Annotated in this window: 15 protein-coding genes and 1 tRNA gene; 10 read left to right on the plus strand and 6 right to left on the minus strand. The window is 61.4% G+C overall.

Annotated features, from left to right (window positions below; translation table 11 throughout):
- Positions 1-81: 81 nt before the first annotated feature.
- The 6 genes from ACSVIK_RS05425 to ACSVIK_RS05450 all read right to left on the minus strand — a co-directional run bounded on the left by ACSVIK_RS05425 (position 82) and on the right by ACSVIK_RS05450 (position 5,759).
- Positions 82-1,235 (minus strand): IS3 family transposase gene (locus tag ACSVIK_RS05425; protein ID WP_442443345.1). Its coding sequence is split into 2 segments (ribosomal slippage): positions 82-989 and positions 989-1,235, totalling 1,155 coding nucleotides; the frame shifts between segments, so codons are not numbered across the junction.
- Between the two features lie 275 nt (positions 1,236-1,510).
- A tRNA-Thr gene (locus tag ACSVIK_RS05430) sits at positions 1,511-1,586 on the minus strand.
- Between the two features lie 618 nt (positions 1,587-2,204).
- Positions 2,205-2,666, minus strand: a complete 462-nt coding sequence (locus ACSVIK_RS05435; protein WP_442443346.1) for a MarR family winged helix-turn-helix transcriptional regulator — start codon at positions 2,664-2,666, stop codon at positions 2,205-2,207.
- A 115-nt stretch (positions 2,667-2,781) separates the two neighbouring features.
- Complete coding sequence (locus ACSVIK_RS05440) at positions 2,782-3,900, minus strand: hypothetical protein (RefSeq protein WP_442443347.1); 1,119 nt, start codon at positions 3,898-3,900, stop codon at positions 2,782-2,784.
- A complete protein-coding gene (locus ACSVIK_RS05445) occupies positions 3,872-5,248 on the minus strand; it encodes a cytochrome P450 (protein ID WP_442443348.1) in 1,377 nt (458 codons plus the stop codon). The genes ACSVIK_RS05440 and ACSVIK_RS05445 overlap by 29 nt, the downstream gene beginning before the upstream one ends.
- A 28-nt stretch (positions 5,249-5,276) precedes the next feature.
- Positions 5,277-5,759, minus strand: a complete 483-nt coding sequence (locus ACSVIK_RS05450; protein ID WP_442443349.1) for a DUF1330 domain-containing protein — start codon at positions 5,757-5,759, stop codon at positions 5,277-5,279.
- Between the two features lie 128 nt (positions 5,760-5,887).
- Between ACSVIK_RS05450 and ACSVIK_RS05455 the strand changes: the two genes are divergently transcribed.
- The 10 genes from ACSVIK_RS05455 (at position 5,888) to ACSVIK_RS05500 (ending at position 19,259) form a co-directional block, all read left to right on the plus strand.
- Positions 5,888-8,224 carry an efflux RND transporter permease subunit gene (locus tag ACSVIK_RS05455; RefSeq protein WP_442443350.1) on the plus strand — a complete coding sequence of 779 codons (2,337 nt, stop codon included), beginning with the start codon at positions 5,888-5,890 and terminating at the stop codon, positions 8,222-8,224.
- Complete coding sequence (locus ACSVIK_RS05460) at positions 8,169-8,975, plus strand: outer membrane lipoprotein-sorting protein (protein ID WP_442443351.1); 807 nt, start codon at positions 8,169-8,171, stop codon at positions 8,973-8,975. The genes ACSVIK_RS05455 and ACSVIK_RS05460 overlap by 56 nt, the downstream gene beginning before the upstream one ends.
- Positions 8,976-8,986: 11 nt before the next feature.
- Positions 8,987-10,093, plus strand: coding sequence for a DNA alkylation repair protein (locus ACSVIK_RS05465; RefSeq protein WP_442443352.1), 1,107 nt, complete (start codon positions 8,987-8,989; stop codon positions 10,091-10,093).
- Between the two features lie 33 nt (positions 10,094-10,126).
- Positions 10,127-11,152, plus strand: coding sequence for a methyltransferase (locus ACSVIK_RS05470; protein ID WP_442443353.1), 1,026 nt, complete (start codon positions 10,127-10,129; stop codon positions 11,150-11,152).
- 197 nt (positions 11,153-11,349) lie between these two features.
- Positions 11,350-12,936: an NAD(P)-binding domain-containing protein gene (locus ACSVIK_RS05475; RefSeq protein ID WP_442443354.1), complete on the plus strand. Its 1,587-nt coding sequence runs from the start codon at positions 11,350-11,352 to the stop codon at positions 12,934-12,936.
- Positions 12,937-13,030: 94 nt separating this feature from the next.
- Positions 13,031-13,855 (plus strand): amidohydrolase family protein, encoded by an 825-nt coding sequence (locus tag ACSVIK_RS05480; protein ID WP_442443355.1) that lies wholly within the window; start codon positions 13,031-13,033, stop codon positions 13,853-13,855.
- A 20-nt stretch (positions 13,856-13,875) separates the two neighbouring features.
- Positions 13,876-15,207 carry a coproporphyrinogen-III oxidase family protein gene (locus ACSVIK_RS05485; RefSeq protein WP_442443356.1) on the plus strand — a complete coding sequence of 444 codons (1,332 nt, stop codon included), beginning with the start codon at positions 13,876-13,878 and terminating at the stop codon, positions 15,205-15,207.
- An 8-nt stretch (positions 15,208-15,215) separates the two neighbouring features.
- On the plus strand, positions 15,216-16,502 hold the full coding sequence (locus ACSVIK_RS05490) for an ATP-grasp domain-containing protein (protein WP_442443357.1): 1,287 nt from the start codon (positions 15,216-15,218) through the stop codon (positions 16,500-16,502).
- Entirely contained in the window at positions 16,495-17,991 is a 1,497-nt protein-coding gene (locus tag ACSVIK_RS05495) for a pyridoxal phosphate-dependent decarboxylase family protein (RefSeq protein WP_442443358.1), read from the plus strand. The genes ACSVIK_RS05490 and ACSVIK_RS05495 overlap by 8 nt, the downstream gene beginning before the upstream one ends.
- A complete protein-coding gene (locus ACSVIK_RS05500; protein WP_442443359.1) occupies positions 17,985-19,259 on the plus strand; it encodes a cation:proton antiporter in 1,275 nt (424 codons plus the stop codon). The genes ACSVIK_RS05495 and ACSVIK_RS05500 overlap by 7 nt, the downstream gene beginning before the upstream one ends.
- Positions 19,260-19,462 lie beyond the last annotated feature (203 nt).

Below are 19,462 nucleotides of genomic sequence, written 5' to 3' on the forward strand. Positions count from 1 at the left end.
ACCAAACTGCCCGACTCATGCAGGCGTCTTCAAGCTATCCCATTGATCAAAATGGGATTTTTGTGGGGATTCCTCAGGGTTCTACCCCATTTCCACGGACGGTTTGAAAAGGGCTGAAAACTTCAGATCTTGCCGGGCGACTCTACGACGCATTCGTGGGTTATGAAACCGCTCGATGTAGTCGAATAAATCCGCCCGTGCTTCATCACGAGTTCGATACGACTGATGGGCAACGCGCTCCCGTTTGAGCTGACCGAAGAAGCCTTCACAGGCAGCGTTGTCGCCGCAATGCCCGATTGCACTCATGCTGCAGACCAGCGTGTTGCGATTCAGAAAGCGCTGGTAATCAGTACTGGTGAATTGGCTACCGCGATCCGAATGCAGGATCACTGACCACTCACCCTGGCGCTGCCAGATCGCCATCTCCACCGCTCGAATCACCATCTGCCGATCCTGACGGTGATGCATCGACCAACCGATCACCAGCTTGCTGTACAAGTCGAGCACCACACATAGGAAGAGCTTGCCTTCCAGTGTGGCTATTTCCGTGATGTTCGTGACCCACTTGCGCTCCGGTTCCTGCGCAGTGAAATCGCGCTCCAGCAGGTTTTTCACGCCTGCTGGACGGCCGCTGGCGACTCTTCCAAGCCCACGCCTCTTCCGACGTGGCCAGCCTTGAATTCGCTCAGCGGCCATCAGGCGAGCAACGCGGTTCAGGCTGACGGTTTCGCCCTCGTCGAGCAGATCCTCGTGCATCCGTGGCGCTCCTATCACACCACGGCTGTCCTCGTGGATCTCCCGAATACGCCTCACCAAGCGCGCATTCTCTTGAGCGCGTGGGCTTGGCTCGCGATTCTGCCAGGCGTAATAGCCACTGGCAGAAACCTTCAGGCAACGGCACATCAGCCGTACCGGGTACTCGTTGCGGCAGCGCTGGATCACCGTGTACCGCTCGATGACTCCTTGGCAAAGTACGCTGCCGCGTCTCTTAAAAAATCACGTTCCTTGGTCACACGGGCCAACTCACGCTTGAGGCGGGCCAGCTCCTCATCTCGCGGGCTACCTGTTCCGGGAAAGGCCTTTTCTGTTCCTGGCTGTGCCTCTCGAACCCAGCGTGTGAGCAGGTTCGGAGCCACACCAATCTCCAGGGCCACTTGTCGACAGCTCGCCCCTGAACGACGAACCAACTCGATGGCTTCCCGCTTGAATTCAGGACTGTATTTCTTGCGCTTCATGAACACTCCTTCAGCTCGGTGTGAGCTTACTCGAAAGTGTCCGTGTTAACGGGGTAGAACCCGTCTCGGCATCACGCTTGGTTCGGAAGGACTTGGAACAGGTTGGCCAGCCAGTCTTGCGAATGACTGCTTTCCAGGTACCAGAAGGGGTTTTTACGAGGGTCGCCATATGTTCTCCGAGGTGGGCTCGGTACGGGACTGTACCGAAACTGTACCTCGGGAACATCTGATTACGGGGTTAGGAAATTCCAAAGCCCGTAAAGGCTTGATGTAGATGGTGCCGGCACCAGGAGTCGAACCCGGGACCTACTGATTACAAGTCAGTTGCTCTACCAGCTGAGCTATACCGGCATATTGGGGGCGCCATTATAGCGATTGGTTAGGCGCTGTAAACCGGTTCTGACCTGTTTCGATGCTTCGATGGCCCGCTGCGTCAGCACGACGTCTTATGGCTTTGGGCACACGAATCCTCCGGGGCGGAATGTGGCAAAGTCAGTGGGCATGTGTCAAGTTGCCATCGCCAAGTGGCCGGCAATTTGCCAAAGGTGCTGCTGCTTTTCGGCATCTGGCGGAGAGGGGCAGGGTGGTTCGCAAAGGGTTAGCACGTAGGCTCGTGCTTCAGTACATCGTAAAGGTTCCGCAGGAGGGCTCTGAAGTGTGCCTTGAGGGAGAAGGGAGAATCGCCCCCGGCTATCCCAGGCATGTTTTTACACAGAGTGTATAAAAGGACTTACGTATCCTGTGTGCCTCAGCGCTGTGCTCTTGGCCGTGGCAACTTTCCGAAAATAGGCTCTGTATAGTTGCGCTACGGTTCTCGCCGACCTCTACATGCCTAAACCCAGAAATGCACATTCGTACTCTGAGGATTGCTTCGCGTCATATACCTGAGGCAGGAGCCGTATGCGGTAGTTCTGCGCTTACGAATCTGTGTGGGGGCGGCAGGTGACCGCAGTCTTTACCGCAACCGCTTCAGAATTGTTCCAGTTCGAGCAGTGTGCGGATCTGGTCGACCACTTTGGTCAGATGGACGCGATCTTCGCGATTGATCGCCTGGGACATGACCCGGTCGGCCTCGACCATCGCCGTGCGGATGGTGGCGCGCAGTTCCTCGCCTTTCGCGGTGAGGAAAACCTGGGTTTGCCGGCGGTTACTGGGCATGACTTCGCGGTGGATCAGGCCGGCGCCTTCCATGCGTCGGAGCATGCCGGAGATGGCGGAGATCTCGATTTCTAGTTGGTTGGCGATTTCGTTGACCAATAAGCCGCGATCCTGCTCGCACAGCTCCAGCAGGTAGCTCTGCTGGGCGGACACACCCTCCGGAAGGAATTGGCGGTAGAACTCGGAAACGCCCCGCCACCCCCGGTAGAAGTTGAAGCAGATCAGGTCACGGAGGGGGGCGGCATGTAAGCCTGTAGCGTCCACAAAATTCACGCTCTCAACGGTTGTTAAATACACAACTATAGTATAGCCAATAGAGGGCATGGCGCAGTACCGCATAGCTATCCGTCTGTCGCAGCGCGCTACTAGCATGGGGGCTGGTCACAATTTAGAAGCCATAGGCGAGGCCGAACAGGGAATAGAAGGTTCCATTCAGCTCGCCGCTGTCGAAGCTGATGCTGATAGTGTCGTTCAGCCTGCGACTGAGTTCGATCTTGAAGCCCTTGGCGCCGCTGGCGCGATCTTGCACCAAGCTGAGCAGGGCGCTGGTGCCGCCGACGTCGTTGGCCAGCCAACGCACACCGAGCATATTGCCACAGGCGAGGGTGATGCTGGCGCAGCGAGTGTCTTCCAGGTGCTCGTAGAGCAGCGAAAGCTCCGAGGGGCCGGCGAACAGGCTGGGGAGGCTGTATTCGACGCCGAGCACCGAGGCGCGATCTTCGCCGTGGTGGCTGTGTTGCAGCAGCCCCTCGGCCTTGAGCAGCCATGGCCCCTCGGTCCACTGCACGTCGATGCTGTAGCGCCGCACGTCGGGGTAGTTGTCGCCGCCGTCGTCAGCGGAGTGCCCGGCGAATGGCTCGCGGGCATGGCCGTTGAAGTAGCCCACGCCGATGTCGGCGGAATCGTGGACGAAGCCGGCGCGGATCGCGTGATCCGGCGAGCCGCAGCGGATGGGGGTGAAGCGGGCGTCGTCGTAGCCGTCGTAGGGCGGGTCGCCGAGTAATAGGGCCTCCGGACGCGGCCGGTAGCACGGCAGTGCGAAAACGGTGAGGGTGCGGCCGATACTGCGATGGGTGAGGCTGATTAGCGGTTGGGATAGGCGCACATCACCGTCGGGATCGAAGCGCAGATCGACTTGGTTGATGACGTCCACTAGGTGGCGGGACTCGGTCACGCCCCAAAATACGCGGCTCAGGCCGGAGCGCACTTCCCACGCGTCCTCGGCAAGGCTCCATGACAACTCGCGTATGTCGACAGCTTGCTGCTCGCGGGCGCCGCCGGCGCGGGTGGCGAGTTCGATATCTAGCTGTTGCCCGTCGGCCGGCGCTGCCTGCCATTCCCATTTGCCCTCGAGCGCGCCGTCAACCTCCTGGCGATCGCCAATGGAGAACACATCCAGCCGCGGGGTGACGGTGGTCTGCGCGGCGCCGCAGGCCAAGCCGGGCAGGCAGGCGAGCAGCAACCAGCGGCAGCCGCAGCTAGGCCGTTGCCGGGTTAGCTGGAGCATGTTGAGCGATACGATCCCGCAGTTTGATGTGCAGTCCCGAACGGGTACGCAGGACGAAGGCTGGCTCGATCTCTGCGGGGCGCTCTGGATCTTCGCTCAGCTCGAAGCGCGCCAGCGTCTGAGATACCAGGGCTCTGAGCTGCATCTTGGCGAGTCCTATGCCGATACATTTCATGCGTCCGCCCCCGAAGGGGAAATACGCGTACTTCGGCCGCTGCGCATCAGCTCCGGCACTGAAGCGCAACGGGTTGAAGTGTTCAGGGTCAGGCCACAGCGCCGGGTCTCGGTGGGTGACCCAGGGACTTGTGATTATGTTGGTTCCGGCGGGAATCAGGCAGTCGCCGAGGCGGGTTTCCTGGTTGGTCTTGCGATCAACCAGCCAGAGCGAGGGGGAGAGTCGTAGGGACTCGGAAAACACCTGGTCGAGTAGCGGGAAGTCCCGTAGGTCGAGACGCGCGCCGCCCGGAAGTGCGCCGGCCAGTTCATGGCGAACCGCACCTTGCCAGTCCCGGTGTCGTGCCAGGTCGTAGAGCGTCCACATCATGCCGGAAGCCACGGTATCGAAGCCGGCGAGAAACACGCCCATAATCTCTTGGAGGATCCGTGCATCGGGTAGCGGTTGGCCACTGCCCTCATCTCGATAGGCGATTAGGTCGCTGAGAAAACCTCCGTTGCTAGCGTCCGGGGTGGCGCGATGTCGCTCGATGACCTCCAGCAGAACCTGGGCAATCTGTCCCGCTGCGTGGTGGAGCCTACGGTTGTTCGGCGTTGGCAGCCAGTCTGGTAGGGGGATCGGTTGGGACAGACGCACGTTCATGTAGCGAAGACTCAGTGGCCACCAGTGACCGATACGCTGGATAGCGCTCGGCGCTATCTCGCTACCGAAGAGGAACTCAGTCAGTACGCTCATGGCGTAGCCGACCAGTTCACTCTGCAGGTCGATGCCGCCGTGTTTGCCGGAGCGTGCGGCCCAGGAAGCAACGGTACGCTCGGCGATGGCCTCGACGCGCGGCGCTAGGGTGCGCATGCGCGGCAAGGCGAAGGAGGGGATTACAGCCCTGCGCTGGGCCTGCCAGGTTTCGCCGTCGGCGATGATCATGCTGCCGCCGGCTAGTGGTTTGAAGGCACCTGCGATATCGCTGCGGCCAAAATGTTCGCCATGGAAGATCTTCTCCAGATCGACCGGATCGAAGGCTAGACAGAAGGAAGCCCCGAAGCCCACCGGTAGCTGTACCACAGGGCCATAGTCGGCCCGGCACTCGGCGAGCAACTGTAACGGCCGGTCGCGGAAGTCCGCAAAGCATCCAAACAGAGGGTGGCCTTTAGGGCCGGGTGCGAAGCGCTTCATGGGGTGTCCCTCCCAGCCCGCGCTGGCATCAGTTTTGCTCTAGGCGCGCAACGGCGAAGGCACCACCGAAGACCTGGCTCGACTCCGCTGTGCGGTTGCGGTAGTCCGGATCGGCCATCAGTTGTTGGATGGTTTCCACCGAGGGGAAGTCGATGATTTCCATACCGTCGAACTCCCAGTCTTCGGCGCGCTCTGTGATGGCGCTGAAAACCACACGGCCGCCATGCTTGCTCAGCGCTGGCTCGCGGTCGGCCGCATAGCGCGCTAGGGCGTCGCGTTGCGGCTGATCGTGAAACTGGAAGGCCACCAGCAGCAACGCGCGGCTGTCGTTAGCGGTGACTGGCAGATCGGAGTGCACCGTATCGACGGCGATGCCTTCGTCATTGTTCATGGTCTTGCTCAATTGCAGATAGCTGGCGGAGATCTGACCGAACAGCGTGCCGTTCACCCGGGCATCGAATATAGCTGGGTCGTTGGCACTCATCTGATCCTTGTTTATGTGCAGCAGCATAGTCGTATTCCTTGTGTGTGGGCTGTCTTGCTGGGGACGAACCGTACAGTCAAAAAATGTGATGCGTCAAGTGTTGACGTATCAGCAATTTCTGCGTAGTTTCGCCTCCAACTGACAGGGAGAGCGAAATGACATCTAGGATCGTTGCCTCAATCATAAGTGCGCGCTGGCTGCTGCTGGCCTTGCTACTCGTTCTGGCGGTGCTTGCCGGTCTCGGTCAGGGCCGGCTGGGTTTCAGTACCGACTACCGCGTCTATCTCTCCCATGACAATCCAGAGCTGATGGCGCTGGAGGAAATGCAGGCCACATACGACAAGTCGGATAACCTGCTGATCGTGCTCGCGCCCAGGTCGGGCGACGTATTCAGTCGCGAATCGCTTGAGGCTTTGCAGTGGCTGACCCATGAAGCCTGGCAGGCGCCCTACTCAGTACGCGTTGAGTCGCTGACCAACTTCCAGGATATGCAGTCCAGCGAGGACGCCATCAAGGTGGCCGATCTGGTCGAGAACGCTGCGCAAATGTCCGACGCCCGTCGTGCGAGGGTCAAGGAGATAGCTCTGGGCGAGCCGCAGCTAGTTAATCGCCTGGTGGCGCCCGATGGCCGCGTTGCGGCGGTCAACGTCATCTACCACCTGCCCGGCCTGTCGCCGTTCGAGAACAGCGAAGTGGTCGGCTTCGCCCGTGGTCTCGCGGAAAAGACCGCGCTGCGCTTCCCTGACATGCAGGTGCACCTTACCGGCATGGCGATGTACAACAACGCCTTCTTCGAGGCGGCGATTAGCGACGAGGCTAACCTGACGCCGATCGTGTATCTGGTGATCGCGCTGTCAGCGCTGGTGCTGCTGCGCAGTGTGCTGGCCACCCTAGCGGTGGTGGCCATCGTCTACCTGTCGGTGACCAGTGCCGTCGGTATCGCCGGCTGGCTGGGCATGAGCCTGACCTCGCTTTCTGCTTCGGCGCCGCTGGTGATTCTGATGATCGGGGTGGCCGATGCGGTACACCTGCTAAGCGCGGTGCTGTTGCGCTTGCGCCGTGGTGTGGTCAAGGCGCAGGCGGTTCGGGAAAGTCTCAACGAAACCTTCGTGCCGATTGCCGCCACCAGCGCGTCCACTATAGTCGCTTTCTTGTCGCTGAACTTCAGCGAAGTGCCGCCGTTCCGTGACCTGGGCAACATGGTGGCGATCGGCATCGCTTTAGCCTGGGTGTTCACCGTGTTCCTGCTGCCGGGGCTGATCTTCCTTTTGCCGCTGCGGGCCAGGGCCGGGGCGGGGGACATCAGTGAGCACCTAATGGGGCGCTTCGGTGGCTGGGTGTCGTTGCGAGCGATCCGTCTGCTGTGGATTGGCCTGCCGCTGGCGCTGGTGCTGGCCTTGCTGTCGGGGCGCAACGAGCTGAACGATCAGTATCTGAAGTGGTTCCACCCGGACACCGCGTTCCGCCAGGCCAACGATTTTACCGAGCAGAATCTCACTGGACTGTATGCCATTGAGTATTCGCTACGTTCGCACTCGCCTAGCGGCGTCGCCGCCCCAGCCTTCCTGACCGATGTCGATGCCTACACGCGCTGGCTGCGGCGGCAGCCCGAGGTGGCTCATGTCGCTTCTCTGGCCGATACCGTCAAGCGAATCAATCGAAGCCTGCATGGAGGCGCCGACTCCGAATATCGCATACCTGACGACAGCGCGCTGGCGGCGCAGAGCCTGCTGCTCTATGAACAGTCGCTGCCCTATGGGCTCGATCTGAACAATCAGATCGATGTGAACAAGGAGGCGACCCGCGTGGTGGTGTCCCTCCACGAACTCTCCACAGCGGCGATGCTTGAGTTCGAGCAGCGTTCGATGGACTGGCTGGCGCAGAACACCCGCACCCTGGAAGCCAAGGCCGCCAGCACCACGCTGATCTTCGCCCACATTGGCCAGCGCAATATAGAAAGCATGATCAGCGGTATCTTGCTCTGTGCGGGCATCGTTGCTCTGCTGCTGATGGCGGTGTTCCGTTCCTGGAAGCTCGGCCTGCTATCGCTGATCCCCAACCTGCTACCTGCGGCGGTGGCCTTCGGCATCTGGTCGCTATTCGTCGGGCAGATCGGCTTCTCGGTGGCCATCGTCGCGTCCATGACCCTCGGTATAGTGGTGGATGACACCATTCACATCATGTATGCGGTGCTACGTAGCGTGCGCGAGGAGCGGCGTTCCGTCGGCGAGTCGATCCAGTTGGCGTTCCGTAGCGCCGGGCCGGCCCTGCTGGTGACCTCGGTGGCGCTGATTGCCGGGTTCCTGGTGATGGCCACCTCACAATTCGCCCTCAATCGTGAAATGGGGCTGGTCACGGCGCTGACACTGTTCATCGCACTGCTGGCTGACTTCTTCCTGTTGCCCGGCTTGCTCAAGAAAACAATGGAGAACTCTCATGCTGAAGAAAGGGAACCGCTGGCTGTGCCTGGCGATGCTGCTGTGCGCCGCTAACCTGGCACAGGCCGAGGGAGCTAAGGATAGTGCTGCGATCAAGCGCGGCTACGTGATTGCCCAGGAAGCCGATCGGCGCAATATGGGCTGGGTGGACATGAGTGCGGATATGCGCATGGAATTGTTCAACGCCCACGGTGCAACCAGCCAGCGCGACCTCAAGGTGCGCATGCTGGAAGTGCGTGGCGACGGCGACAAGAGTGTAGTGCAGTTCGACAGCCCGGCGGATGTGCGGGGTACGGCGCTGCTGACCCATGCCCACCCACTGGATTCGGACGATCAGTGGCAGTACTTCCCGTCCCTGCGGCGCATCAAGCGCATCTCGTCGGAGAACAAGTCAGGCCCGTTCATGGGCAGCGAGTTCGCCTACGAAGACATCGCCGGCTGGGATCTGGACAAGTTCAGCTATCGCTTCCTCGACGAGGACGAGTTCGAGGGCCAGCCGGTGTTTGTTTTGGAGATGACTCCGCGCTACACCCGCTCGGGCTATACCCGGCAGGTCAGTTGGCTTGACCAGCAGTACTACCGTCCGCTCAAGGTGGAGTACTACGACCGCAAGAACGCCTTGCTGAAGACCCAGACCTTCAGCGGGTACGCACTGTACTTGGATCATTACTGGCGTGCCGGCAGCATGCATATGGTCAACCACCAAACTGGCAAGGAAACCCGCCTGAGCTGGACCAACTACCGGTTCGGCAATGGTTTCGGTGAGCTGGCTTTCGACAAGAGTGCGTTATCGCACCTGAATTGAAGTGTGAAGATATGGATTTCAAAGATTACTTCGATTTCGCGCTGGCCGAGCAGCTAGCGCAACGCACCGCCTGCGTCTATCCAGAATTCAATCAGGCGAGCTTCTATGCGTTGGTACCCAACACTCTGCCCGATCTTGAAATGAAGGCACGGGTGCGGGCGCTGGCCGATGCCTTATGGGGCGGCCTGGGGCTTGAGTATCCTCGTGCCATTGAGGTGCTCTGCAAAGCAATGGGGCCGATACCTGGTAGCTACAGCGTAGGGATCAGCGGCTTTCCGGTATGGGTGGTGGCGGATGTCATCGAGCGCCATGGCCTTGAGTACTTTGACGAATCGATGCGCGCCATCCACCTAGTCACTCAGCGCTTCACTGGCGAATTTGCCATCCGGCCATTCTTGCGGACGCGTCTGGCGCAGACCCTGTCGGTTCTGGAGGGCTGGACGCGCGACGAGTCCGACCACGTGCGCCGGCTGGTATCCGAGGGCACACGTCCGCGCTTGCCGTGGGCGTCCCAGGTGCCGTCGCTGCTAGCCGATCCTCAGCCGGTGATCGCGTTGCTGGCCAAGCTCAAGGGTGACTCTTCCGAGTACGTGCGTCGCTCGGTGGCGAACAGTCTCAACGATATTTCCAAGGATCATCCGGATCTAGTGGTCGACACCCTACGCGCCTGGGAGAACGAGCAGCCCGACAGCGCCACGCTGGCCTGGATCACCCGCCACGGGCTGCGCACCCTAGCCCGCCAGGGGCATCTGCAGGCGCTGGAGCTGCTCGGCTATTCGACTGCGGCGGTGCTGACGGTGCCGCGCTTCTCGGTCGCGCCGCAGGCCGTTGCGCTGGGTTCGGATCTACTACTCAGTTGCGAATTGCACATCGAGGGGGGGCTGGATGGACTGATGATCGACTACGCCATTCTTGCTCCCGGTGCTCGCGGCCAGATCAATCGGCGCGTGTTCAAGTGGAGCAAGCGCAGGTCGGTAAACGCCGGCGCGCTGACTTTGGAACGTACCCATCGCCTTGAGAACCGTGCTTCGCGGATCTACTACCCCGGCGAGCATCAGGTTCACCTCATCGTCAATGGACAGGTCAAGGCTGTGTCCGAGTTTGAAGTCCGTCATTAAACCAAGTAGCGGAGCTATGGCAGGGAGGTTCGTATGGCATCACCGCAGATGGGGGTTGACCCCTTGAATACAGCGCTCTATGGATTCATGGCGACGGCGCTGCTCCTGGAGGGCGACCGGCTTAAGATTTTCGCCCACCTGGCTGAGGGCCCGACGACAGCGGCGAAGCTGGCTCCGGAGCTGGGGCTGAACGAGCAGGCGCTGGTGCGTTACTTGAACGGTGCCAGTTGCTGGGGGCTGGTCTCGCGCGACGGCGATCAATACGTCCTGAGCCGTGAACTGGGGCCGGTTCTGGATCCGGCATCGGCCGACTACCTCGGGCCGTTGTTCAATCACTTCCGAGAAAATACTGTGCCGCTGTTCGCCCATCTGGCCGCCTCCCTGTGCAACGGCCTGCCGCAGTGGTCGGTGCTGGCCGACGAGCGCGGCGATAGCTGCTCGCCGTTCGACCATATCTTCGCCGACGACGAGCGCGCCGCTGCCTTTCACGGGGCGATGTGGAATCTCAGCTACGGTGCGTCCCGCGAGTTGGTTGCCCTGGGCTTGGTGGATGGCATCGATACGCTGGTCGATCTGGGCGGCGGCGCGGGCTCGCTGGCTATAGCCGCGGCCGAAGCGACGGTGAATCTGAAGGCACGGGTATTCGATCTGCCAGCGGTAGAGCCGCATTGTCGGCGCTATATCGACAAGGCTGGGCTCGCCGAGCGGGTCGGCTTTATGTCCGGCGATTTCTGGCAGAGCCCGCTGCCGCCGGCTGATGCATATGCCTTAGGTTTTATCCTTTCCGATTACGACGATGAGCGTTGCCTGGCTCTGCTGCGCCGAGTGCGCGAAGCGCTCGGCTCCGGCGGTCGAGTGCTGGTGCTCGAGCGCCTGCTCGACGAGCAGCGGGCCGGCCCGTTCATGGGGGTCATGCAGGATCTGGCGATGATGCTTGAAACCGGCGGCATGCACCGCACCGAATCGCACTACCGGCGGCTGCTGGAGCAGGCTGGTTTCGGCGATGTACGCGGGCTGCGCTCTACCGGAGAGAAGCATGCGGTGATTGGTTATTGCTGATGGCTAGATACGCCGGTCGACAGGCCAGGCGTCAGTCTCGTTCAGTTCACTGTTAATTATTAGGAACTATCAGCGAGTAACCAAGCACAGCTCTAGAGTTTCTGCGGGAGTTGTCCAAGTCAACAATTTAACAGACATCGGTTCTGCCGTACGAGGTCGTTTTAAATCGCTCATCTGTGAGCAGGGGAGGAGAGGCAATGATGGAACATACTGAAGATTTCGAGTTCTTGATCCTAGGAGCAGGACCTGCCGGACTGCAGGCGGGGTATCATCTGGATAGAGCCGGACGCAAGTATCTAATACTGGAAGGTGCGGGAAAACCCGGCGCGTTCTTCGAGAAATTCCCGCGCCACAGAAAGCTGATTTCCATTAACAAGGTTTATACCGGATATACCGATCCGGAAGTCAATCTGCGCTGGGACTGGAACTCGGTGTTGGGCTGCGAAGCTGACCGCCATCTGTTTAGTCAATACAGCCACAGTTATTTCCCCAATGCCGACAAGATGTCCGAGTACCTCGGCGACTACGCTGACCGTTACGGGCTCAAGGTTCGAGTCGACTCCAAGGTGGTGCGAGTCAGCCGCGATGGTCGCTTCTATGTCGAGCTGGCCAGTGGCGAGCGCTTCGCTGCCAGCGTGCTGATCGTCGCCACCGGCGTTTATACGCCCTGGCTGCCTTCCATACCCGGTATCGACAGCGTGCCGACCTACTGCGACATGGACATCGATCCCTCCACGCTGACCAACAAGCGCGTGCTGATCCTGGGCAAGGGCAATTCCGCTTTTGAAACCGCCGACGCACTGATAGAGCATGCGGCGATGATCCACTTGGCCAGCCCTAATCCGCTGAAGATGGCCTGGTCGACCCATTACGTCGGGCATCTGCGCGCTATCAACAACGGCGTGCTGGATACCTATCAGCTCAAGTCGCAGAACGCGGTGCTCGACGCCGACGTGCAGGCCATCGAGAAAGTCGGCGACAAGTACCGGGTCGCCTTCGGCTACAAACATGCCGAAGGAGAGCAGGAAGTCATCGAGTATGACCAGGTGTTCGCCTGCACGGGCTTCCGCTTCGATACCGGCATCTTCGACAACAGTTGTCTGCCGGCGCTGTGTTCGATGGGCAAGCTGCCGGAGCAGGGCAGCGACTGGCAGTCGAGCAATGTGCCGGATCTGTATTTCGCCGGCACCTTGATGCAATACCGTGACTACAAGAAGTACATGTCCGGCTTTATCCATGGCTTCCGCTACAACGTGCGCACGCTGTGTCACTTGTTGCTGGAGCGCTACTGCGACACGCCCTATCCACAGAAGAGCTGCCCGCTGGAAGCACAGTGCCTGACTGCCGACATCATGGCGCGGATCAACCAGACCTCCGCGTTATGGCAGCAGCCGGGCTTCCTTGCCGATGTGCTGGTGCTGGATCGAGTCAGCGGCAGCGTGCGCTACTACGAGGAGTTGCCGGTGGACTACGCCAAGGAGCAGTGGGGCGGGCCCGGCGACGAATTCTTCCTGCTGACGCTGGAGTTTGGCTCGCGTAAGTTCGATAACCCCTTCAACGTGCCCCGCATCGCTCGCGATAACGTGCGGCGTGCTGAGGAATCGAACTTCCTGCATCCGATCGTCCGCCACTACCGCGACGGGCTGCTGTGCGCCGAGCACCATGTCATCGAGGATCTCGCGGCCGAATGGCGGGAGCCGGAGCATATCGAGCCGGTGCTGGCGTTCATCCAGGGCGCGGTGTGCCTGGATGAGTCCCAGGCCGAGGCCCTCGCCGTTTCCTAACCCCCTCGAACGAGTCGGTTCGGTTCCCGTGCGGCGTCGCTGCGCGGGGCGCCGGCCTGTTCATGGCGTTCCCCGGATTTCAGGAGTCATGCACATGCAAGTCGTCGATTTTCACATCCATGCCGGTAAATTCAGCCTTCTACGCGATGACATTCAAGGTTTGCTGACCAAGTTTCCCTTCGAGGAAAACGTGCAGGTCAGCGAGATCTTTTCGTCCCCGAACATTCTCAAGCGCTATCTGCAGGAGCGCGGCGTCACTCGCGCAGTGATTCTCGCGGAGTGCGGGCCGGGCACCAATTTCTCCATCGATAGCAAGCTGATCGCCGAGTTCTGCGGCGACGATCCGTTCTTCGTGCCGTTCGGCAATATCAACCCGAATTTCCATAGCGACCCGCTGGCCGAGTGGGGGCGGGATCACGCCCGTGGCATCAAGGGCTACAAGTTCTATCCGGCCGACCACGACTTTGATCCCTATTGCGACGTCATGCTGCAGATCTACGCGCGCTGCGAAGAGGCGGGTCAGCCGGTCATGTTCCACACCGGCCTGACTGCCCAGCGCGATGCCACGCAGTTGTATATCCGCCCGGACGACTACCGCCGTCTAGTGGAAACCTTCCCACGGCTACGGGTGGTTTTCGCCCACGGCGGCAAGCCCACCTGGTACGACGAGGCGCTGGATATGGCCTGCCAGTACGAGAACGTCTATCTGGATACCGCGCTGGTACCGCCGGGCACTTTGGTCGAGTGGCTGCTGACCAAACCAGCGGTGCAGAGCAAGGTGCTGTTCGGCTCCGACCTGCCGGTCTGCGGCAGCTACAGCGCAGTGCGCGATGGCTTGCTCGGCGCAGGCTTCGAGGAGGCCGCGTTGCGGGACATTCTCGGAGGCAACGCCAGTCGGGTTCTGGATGCCCAGGGCTGACCCTATCCGGAGGACACACCATGTACAGCACCTATTTTCCGGTCACCTACTACTTCTATCCGCTACTCGAAGCGCAGCTAGATACCCAACGCCTGGAGGCCATCTTCGCGCAGCCGGTGGCGGCAGACATCGAAACCCTGCTCTACGTACACATTCCTTATTGCCAGGATATGTGCCGCTTCTGCCCGTTCCATGTGCGGGTGGACAAAGACGTGGCGATCTACGAGCGCTACACCCAGGCCCTGTGTCTCGACATCCAGCGCACTGCGGCCAGCGCCCGCGGTGCGTCGAGCACCCTGAAGGCGATCTATTTCGGTGGCGGCTCACCCTCGGTGCTGTCCGCCGAGCAGATCGCTCGCATCCTCGACTGCATCGCCGCGTCCTTCAGTATCGATCCGGCGGTGGAGATCTCCTTTGAGGGGGAGCCGAAGACCCTGGGGGATCCTGAGCGGTTGGAGGTGTTGAAGCGTCACGGCGTGCAGCGTATCAGCTTCGGTCTGCAGACCTATGAGCCAAGCCTGCGCAGCCACTTCAACATCGCGGCCACCCTGGACGATATCGAGCGGGTGCGTCGCAATGGCCGCGAATTCGCCTTCGACGAGATCAACGTCGACATGATGTACAACCTACCGGGCCAGACCCTCGGCAGCCTGGAGCAGGACATCCGCCGCCTGGTCGAGGACGACTTCGACAGCATCGACTACTACAACCTTCATTACTTCGCTTTTCCTCCCAAGTTCAAGCGGCAAATGGCCGAGGGCAGCATTCCGCCCAAGCCCTCCGAGCCGATGATGCTGGCGCTGTTCGAGCAAATGCGCCACAGCCTGGAGCGCGCCGGCTACGACAACGTGGCGGATCAGGTCTACAGCCGCAAGGGCCGCGTTTGCGAGTACTTTCGCCTGCTCTGGGGCGGCGGTGCCGGCGAGCATCGGGCCGAGACCCTGGCGGTCGGCTCCTCGGCGAGGGGCTATGTTGATGGCTGCTCGTATATGTTGCACGGCAACGTCAACAAATACATGGAAGGCATCGAGGCCGGGGTGTCGGTGGTGGAAAAAACCTCGGCGGCGTTGGGGCATCCGGAGAACCGGGGCGCGGTGATGTTTCCCAAGTTCCTGCGCATCGACAAGGCGCATCAGGCCGCGCTCGCCACCATCCCGCCGGAGTTGCTGGCGTCCTGGATCGAGCATGGACTGCTCTATGAGACCGACCAGGCGTTTCACATCTCTGAGCGCGGCAAGTTGTGGAACAACAACATGACCACCGACCTATTTGAAGCGGCGCAGCGGCAAGTCGGCGACGAGGCGGTGATCGCCCTGGTGAATAAGGCCGGTACCCGTACCGGTTCGTTCTAGGGGGGGCTATGGAACAGTCAAGAGTCGGCATCATCCATGCGTACCCCAGCCGCTACCTGATCGAGTGCCTGGCCGAGCAGGGCCATCGCATCGTGCTGATAGGAAACGCCGCGCCGGAGCTGGCCGAGCATCCAGCGGTGGAGGCTCTGCTGGTGGTGCCGTTGTGGTCGGCCGAGGCGCTGCGCCAAGCTGTGGTCGAGTATCACAATATACGCCCGTTCGCCGCACTGCTACCGGTCAACGAAGGCACCGTGGTGACCACCGCCCAGCTCTGCGAGGCGCTGGGCCTACGCGGGCTGCCGCCGGTGGCGGCGCTGGCCAGCCGCAACAAATACCTATCCGCGCTGCTCTGGGAGAGCCAGGGTATCGCCGTGCCGAAGACCGTGGCGATTGGCGACCCGCGCTTAGCCTGGCCGGTCATCGAACAGCAACTGGGCGGACGTGCCGTGCTCAAGCTGGTGGACTCGATGAACAGCCAGGGGGTGATTGCAGTGACCTCCGAAGCGCAGTGCTGCTCGGCGGTTGAGCAACTGCTGGACATGGTCGAGCAGGCGGTGGATGTCGACGCGGCTCTGGATCGTAATCGCTTCGCCTACGGCCATTCCAGCCTGAAGCTGATCGCCCAGAGCTTCTGTGAGGGCGCCGAGGTTAGCGTCGATGTATTCCTGCTGCCCGACGGCGACGATCAAGTGCTGGCGGTGCTGGAAAAGGCGCCGGCGCCGGGGCCGTACTTCGCCGAGTCGGCGTCGGTCTGGCCGACTTCGCTGGGCGAGGCGGCGGAGCAGGAGCTCGGCTGCCTGGCGATTGCCGCCGCTCGTGCGCTGGGACTTCGGGAAGGGCCGGCCCATGTGGAAATACGCTACGCCGACGGCCGCCCCTGCGTGCTCGAGGCGGGGCTGCGCCCCGGTGGCGGCTACACGGTGCAGACCGTCGAAATGCTCACCGGCCACAACGTCTACGCCATGCAGGCGCGCCTTTCCCTAGGCCAGCCGGTGCTGCGCGAGGCGCGTCCCGAGCATGGTGCTGCGCTGTTCGGCGGTGTGGTGATCGAGCGGAGCGGCACCCTGCAGCGTGTCGACGGGCTGGAAGTCTTTGAAGGACTGTCGGCACTCAAACATCTGGTGGTGCTCTGCCAGCCGAGCGATCAGGTGCAGGCCATGCCGCGCTCGGCGCAGCCCCATTACTGCTACTACCTGCTCGGCGGCGAGCGGCGCGAGGAGCTGCTGGACATCCACCGACAGATCCAGGCGAATGTGCGCCTGCATATCAACTGCCAGGGAGAAGGGCATGTTTGAACGACATGGACTACCCGCGCCGGCCATTTGGGCCGGGCCGGGTGCTTGTGAGCGCGATGCTGTGCAGCAGGCCGGCGAAAGCGTGTTGGCGCTGCTAGGCGACTACTTGCAGCAGCCCGAGCGCTGGCCACTGCTCGGCGGCAGCGAGCGCCTCAAGCAACTGGCGGCCGAGCCAGCATCGGTGGCGCAGGGCGGAAACCCCTTGCCCGCCGTGCTGGACGAGGCCATTGCCCTGATGCAGGAAGGCTTGTGCAATGTCGCCCATCCATCCTATTTCGGCTATATTTCGCCGCGCCCGCATCCGGCTACGGTGCTGGGCGATTTCCTCGGCAGTGCGCTGAATCAGACCCCCGGCGCTTGGCGTGCCGGTCCGGCAGCCACCGCCATCGAGGTGCAAGTGCTGCACTGGTTGCGTGAACTGTTCGGCTTGCCGGCGGTGGAAGGCGCGCTGCCCGGCGGTATCTTCACCGGCGGTGGCACCCTGGCCAACCTAATCGCGTTGAAGCTGGCTCGTGATCAGCTACTCGGCAAGCACGTCCAGATCGAGGGACTTGATCCGCGCGGATTGCGAATCTATATGTCCTGCGAGGGACACTTTTCCGTCTGCAAGGCGCTGGACACCCTGGGCTTCGGTCGCAATGCGCTTGTGCAGATCGATACCGACCGGTTCGGTGCGTTGGATATCGAGCAACTGCGCGAGCGGTTAATCACCGACGTCGCTGAGGGCCTGCGCCCGTTATGCCTGATCGGTACTGCCGGTACCACCGCCTCTGGCGCCATCGATCCTTTGGAGGAGTTGGCCGAACTGGCAGCTGAGTACGCGGCCTGGTTCCACGTGGACGGCGCCTCCGGGCTGGCGATGGCGGCGCTGCCGGAACCGCGCCGGGCGATGGCCGGCATCGAGCGGGCCGACTCCATCACCTTCGACCCCTGCAAATGGATGTTCGCCTCCTTCGGCGTCGGCTGCCTGCTGGTACGCAATGGCGAGCGGCTGGGTGAGTCGTTCTGGTCCGGCGGGCATTACTGGGAAGAGCTGGGCGAGCTGGACACCTTCAAGATGAACCTATACGGCACCCGCCAGTTCCGCTCTCTGGGGCTCTGGTGTCTGCTCCAGCACCTGGGCGCACAGGGCTATCGCGACGCCTTGCAGGGCATGCTCGACTGCGCCGGGCGGCTGAAGGAACTGCTTGGTGCCGATCCGCGCTATCAGCTGCTGCCGCAGCAGGAGTACATGCCGCTGGTGGCTTTTCGGTTGGCCGGACACACCGATGCCCATGGTGATGCGCTGACCGCCGAGCTGGTACGGCACTGCCAGGACAGTGGCGCGGCCTACCCGACTCGGCTCGACTGGCGCGGGCGGGTTTATATGCGCATCGCCATCAGCAACTACGCCACCAATCCGGAGCACATCGAGCGCTTCAAGCATCTGCTGGACGAATTGCTGCCGGCAGTCGAGTGCGCAATCCCCGAAGGAGAGAGGTCATGCTAGGCAGCGGCTTTGAAACACCTTTGATCGTCATTCTCATCGCTCTGGCGAGCATCGTGATTTGTGGTCGTTTGGCCGGTGGTGTCGCCGTGCGCTATCGCCAGCCGCGTGCGGTGGGAGAAATCTCCGGCGGGATTCTCCTAGGCATCGCGTTGAGCGCCCTTTGGCCGGCAAGCTCCGGCTACCTGCACGGGCATACCGGGCAGGTTCTGAGTGTCATGGCGCAGATCGGCATCGTGCTGATGATGTTCCAGGTGGGCATGGAGTTCGACTTCGAGTTGCTTAAGCGGCGCCAGTCGAAGCGGGCGGTGTTCTGGATCGTGCTGCTGGGCATTCCGATCCCATTTCTCGCCGGCATGCTCGCTGCGACGATCTATGCCGCCTCCCACGCGGTGGAGAACCGTCTAGGTCTAATGCTGATCTGCGGTGTGGCATTCTCCATCACCGCCTTACCGATCCTCGGGCGCATCCTGCTGGAGCGCAACCTGCAGAACACCGAAGCTGGGGTGATCACCATCACTGCCGCCGGGCTGAATGATCTGCTCGGTTGGATCATCCTCGGCGCCGTGGTGGTATTTGCTACCGGCCAGGATGTGCATGCGATTGCGTTGCAGAGCGGCGTCATCGTGCTGTTTCTCGCGGTGCTGTTCTTCGGGGTGCGCCCGCTACTGGTGCGCTATTACCTCAAACAGGAGCATTCCGACAGAGGCCTCAGCGATAGTGGCATGGGCCTGCTTGCCGGTGGTGTGCTGCTGGTCGGGGCGTTCACCGCTTGGCTGGGTATCTTCGCTGTGGTTGGCGGTTTCCTGCTGGGTACTTCGCTGTATCAGTGCCGCGGCTTACTGCGGCAGTGGAATCAAAAGGTCACGCCTTTCGTCAACGTCGTGCTGGTGCCGATCTTCTTCTTCTATACTGGCATGAAGGTCGAGCTGTCGGCTTTCTCCGGCTCTGACGAGGTACTGCTCTGCATCGGCTGGGTTGCGGCTGGTTGTCTGAGCAAGGGCCTGAGCTGTGCCTTGGCTGCGCGCATTGCCGGGCTGCCGAGTATCGAGTCGCTACGCATCGGTGTCTTGCTCAATACCCGAGCCCTGATGGAGCTGGTGGTATTGAACATTGCCCACGAGTTGGGCCTGGTGCCGCAGGCGCTGTTTTCCGTTCTGGTGATGCTGGCCCTGGTTTCTACGCTGATCACTGCTCCGCTGCTCAGCCTGTTGCAAGCCCGTCGCAGTGCGCGGGCCGAGCTGGTGTCGGGGATTAGCGGTAGCTCCTGACGTACCCAGGACATGGTGTGATTCGGGCACAGCGATGAGCTAGTGAGCTGCTTCGCAAAGTATTGGCATAAGTGTCCTTCTGAGCGCTGTCGAGTCCGAGCGTAGCCCGATCGCTCATCACGGAGTGACCAATGACTGCACCGACAGCCAGCAGTTACAGTTAGAGTCGATGGCCAAAGCGGTTCAGGCTGCTCTGCAGCAGT

This window comes from Pseudomonas sp. NCHU5216, assembly GCF_052156495.1.
In the GTDB taxonomy this organism is placed as follows: Bacteria; Pseudomonadota; Gammaproteobacteria; order Pseudomonadales; family Pseudomonadaceae; genus Aquipseudomonas.

Excerpts from the sequence above, each read along its gene's own strand:
- ACSVIK_RS05440 (WP_442443347.1), bottom strand. The coding sequence starts at position 3,900 with ATGCTCCAGCTAACCCGGCAACGGCCTAGCTGCGGCTGCCGCTGGTTG.
- ACSVIK_RS05445 (WP_442443348.1), bottom strand. The coding sequence starts at position 5,248 with ATGAAGCGCTTCGCACCCGGCCCTAAAGGCCACCCTCTGTTTGGATGC.
- ACSVIK_RS05450 (WP_442443349.1), bottom strand. The coding sequence starts at position 5,759 with ATGCTGCTGCACATAAACAAGGATCAGATGAGTGCCAACGACCCAGCT.
- ACSVIK_RS05455 (WP_442443350.1), top strand. The coding sequence starts at position 5,888 with ATGACATCTAGGATCGTTGCCTCAATCATAAGTGCGCGCTGGCTGCTG.
- ACSVIK_RS05460 (WP_442443351.1), top strand. The coding sequence starts at position 8,169 with ATGCTGAAGAAAGGGAACCGCTGGCTGTGCCTGGCGATGCTGCTGTGC.
- ACSVIK_RS05465 (WP_442443352.1), top strand. The coding sequence starts at position 8,987 with ATGGATTTCAAAGATTACTTCGATTTCGCGCTGGCCGAGCAGCTAGCG.
- ACSVIK_RS05470 (WP_442443353.1), top strand. The coding sequence starts at position 10,127 with ATGGCATCACCGCAGATGGGGGTTGACCCCTTGAATACAGCGCTCTAT.
- ACSVIK_RS05475 (WP_442443354.1), top strand. The coding sequence starts at position 11,350 with ATGATGGAACATACTGAAGATTTCGAGTTCTTGATCCTAGGAGCAGGA.
- ACSVIK_RS05480 (WP_442443355.1), top strand. The coding sequence starts at position 13,031 with ATGCAAGTCGTCGATTTTCACATCCATGCCGGTAAATTCAGCCTTCTA.
- ACSVIK_RS05485 (WP_442443356.1), top strand. The coding sequence starts at position 13,876 with ATGTACAGCACCTATTTTCCGGTCACCTACTACTTCTATCCGCTACTC.
- ACSVIK_RS05490 (WP_442443357.1), top strand. The coding sequence starts at position 15,216 with ATGGAACAGTCAAGAGTCGGCATCATCCATGCGTACCCCAGCCGCTAC.
- ACSVIK_RS05495 (WP_442443358.1), top strand. The coding sequence starts at position 16,495 with ATGTTTGAACGACATGGACTACCCGCGCCGGCCATTTGGGCCGGGCCG.
- ACSVIK_RS05500 (WP_442443359.1), top strand. The coding sequence starts at position 17,985 with ATGCTAGGCAGCGGCTTTGAAACACCTTTGATCGTCATTCTCATCGCT.